The organism is Flavobacteriales bacterium (assembly GCA_021296215.1).
Lineage (GTDB): Bacteria > Bacteroidota > Bacteroidia > Flavobacteriales > ECT2AJA-044 > ECT2AJA-044.
Genome location: JAGWBA010000103.1, coordinates 1 through 6,507, shown reverse-complemented (window position 1 = coordinate 6,507; position 6,507 = coordinate 1). Strand labels below are relative to the sequence as shown.

Sequence of the window (6,507 nt, the reverse complement as noted above, 5' to 3'; positions counted from 1 at the left end):
GGCTATTTAACATAATGGCCTTATGGGCCGCCCCGAAGGGGTGCGACCATAAGAAGCTGTTATGTTACTTAGCCGCTTGTAGGGGGTGAAGGGTATCAATTAAGGATTTGAGCTCCTCTAGTCCGGATTGTTTGTAGCTTTCCGTACTGGCCGTTCTTTTGTGTCCGGCAAACTCCTGAACAATTCTGATGTCGTGGTTCTCTTTGAGTAAATGGGCGATGACTGATTGCCGTATTTTTAATGGAGTCAGCCTTTGGTGCTTTGCTCTTTTTTTGTTGATCATCCGGTTTATACTGCCCGGCCAGAGCTTTAGACCTTTGGTATTCATCAGCAGATAATCAGAGCGTTTTCCGGGCTTTTGTTTTCGGTGGTAGCGCTTCCAGTCTTCTTTTTGGTACCGGTGGAACAGTAAGATCTGATTGGGCTTTAAACTCAGTGTCCTTGCTTTGTTCTTGCCTCCTGCTTTAATCTTTACCGTTCCTTCCTCCAGGTTTACATCTGCGGTTTTGATTTGAGAGATTTCAAGGACGGTTAACGCCTGGTAGATCAAAAGACTGATGATGATCTTATCTCGGCGCTCGTTTTCAGAGGCCGCTGGGCGGTAGCTTTTATAAAGCTCTTGAAGGGTCTGTTTGGAGTAAAGACTTTCTACTTGTATTTGCCGGTTGATCTGGTCTTTTAGGTTTAAGTACCTGCAAGGGTGGTCTTTACGCTTTCCACTGGCGATCAAATAGCTGTAGTAGATCTTGATGGCAAAAAGGTGGTTTCTTAAGGACTTGGGATGTAGGTTTTGTTCCCGTAATTGCCCGATGTAGTCGAGGACTTCTGAGTAGGTGGCTTTCTCAGCTCTTTGCCCCAGAGCCAGCAGGTAGCGGTTTATCATGTTCTGATAGCCGCCAGTGGAAGTGATACTGTATTTTTCCTCCAGGTAGTCTTTCAGTTTCATCGCATCAATGCTCTAATTTGGCGATCACTAACGCGGGTATAGAGCTGGGTGGTCTCCAGTTGGGAATGCCCTAAGAACATGCGGACCTGGTGGGTAGGCATGCCCTGCTCTAGAAGATGCGTAGCAATGGTGTGTCGCAGGTGGTGGGTGGTGATCTGTTTTTCTATGATGGCCTTATTCCCTGTCCGCTCTATGATTTCTTTAAGCCGGTGATTAAAGGTCCATTTCTGCATCCTGCGGCCCACTTTGTTCAGCATAAAGGCCTGCTCCCCCGGAGTGTAGTTACGCCCCTTGGTCAAGGCTTCCCGCTCGTTGTAGTAGTAACTAGATAAGTCCTGCACAACGAGCTCATCGGTACAACCCTTCTTTTGTTGCCCTTACCCTTAGGCACAATAAGGATTCTTTCACGCAGTCGGATATCGCCCACATTACACCCGACAAGCTCGCCGACCCGTAACCCGCAACCGTAAGAAAGGCTCAGAATGGCCCGCTCTTGAGCATTCTGACTGGCCCGGTAGAGCTCGCAGGTCTGCTCCCAGCTCAAAACAACCCGCAGCTCTCCCCCCTTGGGATAGGGGAACCTTAAGGCGCTGCACGGGCTTTGTGTTATCTGTTTTTCCTGTACAAGAAGCTCGAACAGATCGCGAACAATACGCATGTGGGCGTGGGTGGTCTTGGGATTCAATATGCCACCAGTGGTCTTGTTGGGGCGCTGGCTGATGTAGTCGTAATAACGCGCGATATCCTCTGAGGTAATCTTTTCGATCCGCTCTTTGCCTTTTGTTTCCAACCAGCTTAAAAACTCCCTTAAATAGTGATATTGAGAGCGGCAACTCTTTGGGTGGTAACCCAGCTGCAGAAGATGCCGGTAAAAGCGCTCTGCCAGCCGATAAAAGTGTTCTGATGTGATTATGATCTTTGATGGCTTTCCCATACACACATGTCTTTTGGAACAAGGAACAGTTCTTCCGTTTTGCTAGATAGCTGACTTTAAATCAGGGCTTTAGACTAAAAAAGATTGTTCCAAGACTGTTCCCTATTGTTCCTACAGCGCACCGATCTGATCTGTTAAATCGTCCTTTATTCTTGATCTAAGCTTAGCGTAGTTGTCCCAATAGTCGACCCGGTAACAGACCTTGCGCTGATTGCCTGAGTAGCGACTGGTGAGGTACTCCATGGATTGTAACCGGCCAACAAATCGGCTGCACTGGGCTTTGCTGATGCTCAAGGCCTGACGGATCTCTCGCTGGGTAAAGTCGAGCTCAGAGGGGTCTTTACACTCCTCTTTAGCCTTCTTTGTCAAATACTCTTTAAGGGATTCAAAGAACTGACGCAGGCTCCCGTCCAACTCATCGACCTTAAGGACAATGCTCTCAAAAAGAATATCACAGGCCGTTTGCAGATCTTCCTTTTGGGTCAAAACGCGTCCCTGTTTATCGCGCTTTCTCTGATACTGGTTAAGCAAGGTGATCTGACGAACAAAACACTGATAAAGCTCATTGAGCCTTCTGATCTTGTGCGCCTCTTGTGGTAACCGGATCTTATTGGCATAGGGGTTGACCACCCGGTAGGGACGCAAGAGCCGGATGCAGTTGCGCACAAAACCTTTGACCTTTTCCTGATCCTGTTTATCGATCTGCCCGGCCGACAGACTGTTCTGATACTCGATCACCCTTAAGGTCTGGGCTCTGGACTCATCCACGGCGATTAAAAAACTGCGACTGATGTTGTCCTCATACGTATCGCCCCTGGTGGTACAGGAGAGCGAACCGATGGGCCCGCGTACAATGCGCTCACCACCGGTAATGCGCCCGCTTTTATCCTTTAAACTGGTCGAGGTCCTTAGGATCTCATTGCTCTGCAGCTCCCGAACGGCCAGCTGCGCATCTTCTTTCAAGCCGTCCAGATCCTCAAAACACACCAACTTATTCACAAAAAAATATTCGTCCTGATTGTAAAAACTATTGTCCGTTACCCGGGTGTACCTTTTAACATCCTCGGGCGGCATTAAATCGCTGATGATCTTCAATAGCCGGGTCTTCCCGCTGCCCGAGCTGCCCTGTATCAGCCCATGTAAGGTGTCCTCCATCTTGTAGGAGCTGGCAATAACAAAAAGCAAAATGCGGCTGTTGTATTCCCCAACGATACCGGCCTTTCCGATCAGCTCATTAAACTTTTGAATCAAGTCTTCCGATCGCAATAACTCCATGCAGCGTGTGACAGACTCAGGGGAGGGGCTTACTTTCTTTAACTCGCTTCTGCCCCCTGTGACCACTTGCCGCTCCCTGTACTGCTCCAACAAACCGGTAAGCTGCTCCAAGTCCTGCTCCAAGAACTCTTTTTTTAACCCCAAACGCTCCGATACCGCTTTGCAGGTTTTCTCCACCTGACTGTACTCATACAAATCCAGTTTTAAGGTAATGGTCTTCATCTAGAGGTGATTTGAAGGGTGATCTTAAGGCTATCCGGCTGGCCTACACTAAACCCCTTGATTTGGTATTGGGCTTCCCTGCCGGTGAATTTCAGATTGTAGGGGTTGTTGGTATCCAAACCGCCTTCCCGGGCCCGTTCAGGCTTTTCTTTTTCAACTGACTTTATGGGCACATCGAGGCGCTCGCTCTCCGTTGAAAGAAAAATATCCGCCCCTTCTGGTTTTCCGCCCAAAAGCAAAAAATCGTACTCCTTTCGGTCTTCAATAAGGTGGATTAAAAGATCCGGGCTGTGGCCCTGCAAAAGACTGTTTACATCTTCACCCTCCGGAACCTGAACGTGGGTGATCTTAACCTCGGGGTACTCCCCTTTAAGCGCCGGGGCGTATTTCTCCACCGCTTTGATGCCCGCCTGGTCTCCGTTTAAAAAGAAGACGATTTCTTCTAACTCTTGCAGATCCTGGATGGCTTTTTGATGCTCTTGTGTTAGGCCGTTTGTTCCATAGAGTGCCAGTACTTGATAATGAGCTTTGATCTTTTCTTGTTCCAACAAAGTAGCCGCATCAATAATACTCTCGGTAAGGATCAGCCGTCTGGTCTCTTCTCCCGGGTAACCCGGATAAAGCCCTTGCCGGTTCTTTAAATAAAAATGGCGCTGCTTTTTGTCCTCCAGTATGCTGCGGAAGTACAGCCCGACAATTTGGCGGTCTCGATCTCTCAGCGGAAAAACCACACCCCACTTGCCAAATGGCTTATACGCCCGGTTGCCCGTTCGCGATGTGTTGCCTAGATCCAACAGCAGTCCACAGCGTACACACCCCTCGATCAGCGCCTTGTCCTTGCGCTTACCGTGATGAAACTGACCGCTGTTATATCCCACCTCCGTTTTGCGGTAATCTAGTCCCCGTCCACTTAAGTACTCCTGCGCCGGACCACTACTGTATATCCCGTTCTTAAAGTAGGTGAATATCCGCTGTACGATCAGCTCCCTGGAAAGCGGCTTGTTTTGAGGCGCTACCCCTTTGCCTGTACCGCCAATAAGCGCCTTGGCCTTTAATATCGCTTCCCGCTTGGTCAGCTGCTCTTTGTGCATAATAAAGTCAATCACATCCAAGCTCCTGCCATGGGTCGGGCAGTTCGATGAAAAACAATAACACGTCTGGGTCTTGTAATACACTTGTAAACTCGGGGTCTTGTCATCGTGAAACGGACACCGCAGCCGCTGGTGCTTGTCCGGCTTTAACCCATAATGACCCAATACCTTCTTTATCGGAAGCTCGGCTTTGATCTGAGAGATTTCCATGTGGATAACTTTTATTGTTTCTTTTAGGGAACAAAAAAACACCTAAACGAAACAAATCACAAGAAAAGAAGGAGATGCTTTATCAACAATGAGGAACAAACTGTTTCTTTCCGTAGGCGTATTAGCTAAATTTGTTGTTGATAATTTCTTTTACGGAACAAATGGAGACGATAAGCAGCAGGATAACCCAGATCAGGAAACAGAAAGGAATGACCCAAAATGAACTGGCCGAGAGGGTGGGAATTTCTAAAGCACAAATGAGTCGCTACGTGGCCAAGGGTGTAAACCCTCCAGCCAATGTACTGGCCAAAATGGCCGATGAGCTTGGGGTTTCTATGGATTTCCTTTTGCACGGCAATACAGATGACAAGGCCGCTTCTTCGCTCTCACATGCCGAAGTTATCCAGCAATATAAAGAAGTAGACCAGCTGCCGGCAGAGGAAAGAAACACTGTTATAAGGGTGGTTTCTGCGCTGCTTAGAGACTACAAAACAAGACAGGCCTACGCCTCATAAAAAAACCCGGCTCAGTGGCGGAGTTGTATTACTGCCACTTCCCTTCATTTACCAATAGGTCTATACTATATGATTTAACCTCTAGCGTATCTGGATCTGTTGACCAAGAATCTGCTCTTTTGTAAACGAAAACTGAATCTCCCACAATTTCGATTACGATATCTCGATCGTCGTAATCCGTAACTCCGATGTGTTTTCTAAAGTTGATTGAATCCGTGATATAGTATCCATAACTATCACTTGCTAAAGCTCCCCCTGTCATAATTTTATAAACCTCAAAGTATATTCCTTGGGGTGATTCAATAGTTCGCAAATGTTCATTTTTTGTGAAGTCTGAAAAACACGAACTCAAAATTACAATAAAGAAGAAAAGGAACTTTCTCAATCTCATGGACCTACTTTGTCTTATCAGCATCACTCATTCCTTGTGTATTCCACATAAAATCCCTCTCGCCATCTCCATATGGAGGAGTCGTAGGAAACCAGCCTGGGGTTGGTAAATAGCCAGCTTGCATCATTCCTGAAATAAATCGAGTCCCATGACCTTTTCCCAACTGCTTGAAGGATTCGGCTACTCCAGCCCCTTTCCACAATGACATGTATGACATCCCTTCACCCCCTCGAGTATATCTACCAGTATATCCAGCATGATAATTTCCAACATCAGCAGCATTCATACCTGAATATGGACCAAAACTGAAAGTTGTTTTGTCTCCTGTGTTTTCATCGTGCTCCCAGGCAATCCCAAAAATTGTAGACTCGTTATTCTTAAGATCCCATTCCATATAAGGGCCGACTTTTGCGGCATATCCAAGCTTTGTATCTATATCCTTAGCTTCAGCAGAGCTTTGATTCAGCTTATTCTCCATTACTACAGAAATATCAATATTACTACCTAACTCCCCATAGCAATCCCCATTTCCATATGTCGTGCCAGCACTGGCTCTCTGCTGATCTATGTCAGCTTTAGTCGTGCCATTAGCATGCATATAAACACCATCATCACCATCATCATACTCAGCTATAATGTTTCCACTCTCATCTGTATGAATAGATTCAAACATTCCGTTCGGATCTACCAGCATAACTGGATTGTTAAAGCAGAACCTGTAAGGCGTCCATCCGGGAGCTTGATCTGCCATCGGGTCAACACTCAACCAAACACTCAAATTGGAGTTGTAATACCTCGCCCCGTAGTAGTGGTAACCCGTTTCTGGGTCGACTTCTTTCGCATTGAAGTGATACGGGCTATTGTAATCAGCATTGTAGGGTTCTTGCTCCACCAACTCCTCGCCAAACGGGGAGTAATAAAAA

General features: G+C 47.0%; 7 protein-coding genes. 1 reads left to right on the top strand and 6 read right to left on the bottom strand.

Features of this window, described 5'->3' with window-relative positions:
- Positions 1-64: 64 nt before the first annotated feature.
- The 5 genes from J4F31_11840 to J4F31_11820 all read right to left on the bottom strand — a co-directional run bounded on the left by J4F31_11840 (position 65) and on the right by J4F31_11820 (position 4,678).
- The gene (locus tag J4F31_11840) at positions 65-946 is read right to left on the bottom strand and encodes a tyrosine-type recombinase/integrase (protein ID MCE2497249.1); all 882 of its coding nucleotides are present in this window, start codon (positions 944-946) and stop codon (positions 65-67) included.
- The gene (locus J4F31_11835) at positions 943-1,287 is read right to left on the bottom strand and encodes a tyrosine-type recombinase/integrase (protein MCE2497248.1); all 345 of its coding nucleotides are present in this window, start codon (positions 1,285-1,287) and stop codon (positions 943-945) included. The genes J4F31_11840 and J4F31_11835 overlap by 4 nt, the downstream gene beginning before the upstream one ends.
- Positions 1,242-1,880, bottom strand: coding sequence for a tyrosine-type recombinase/integrase (locus J4F31_11830; GenBank protein MCE2497247.1), 639 nt, complete (start codon positions 1,878-1,880; stop codon positions 1,242-1,244). The genes J4F31_11835 and J4F31_11830 overlap by 46 nt, the downstream gene beginning before the upstream one ends.
- Positions 1,881-1,991: 111 nt before the next feature.
- Positions 1,992-3,377 carry a hypothetical protein gene (locus tag J4F31_11825; GenBank protein MCE2497246.1) on the bottom strand — a complete coding sequence of 462 codons (1,386 nt, stop codon included), beginning with the start codon at positions 3,375-3,377 and terminating at the stop codon, positions 1,992-1,994.
- A complete protein-coding gene (locus J4F31_11820; protein ID MCE2497245.1) occupies positions 3,374-4,678 on the bottom strand; it encodes a toprim domain-containing protein in 1,305 nt (434 codons plus the stop codon). Before J4F31_11820 ends, J4F31_11825 begins: the two co-directional genes overlap by 4 nt.
- 209 nt (positions 4,679-4,887) lie before the next feature.
- On the opposite strand from J4F31_11820, the gene J4F31_11815 reads away from it, so the two are divergent.
- On the top strand, positions 4,888-5,193 hold the full coding sequence (locus J4F31_11815) for a helix-turn-helix transcriptional regulator (protein MCE2497244.1): 306 nt from the start codon (positions 4,888-4,890) through the stop codon (positions 5,191-5,193).
- 395 nt (positions 5,194-5,588) lie between these two features.
- Here J4F31_11815 and J4F31_11810 read toward each other — a convergent pair.
- On the bottom strand, positions 5,589-6,507 hold a 919-nt coding region (locus J4F31_11810), incomplete at its 5' end, for an RHS repeat-associated core domain-containing protein (GenBank protein MCE2497243.1).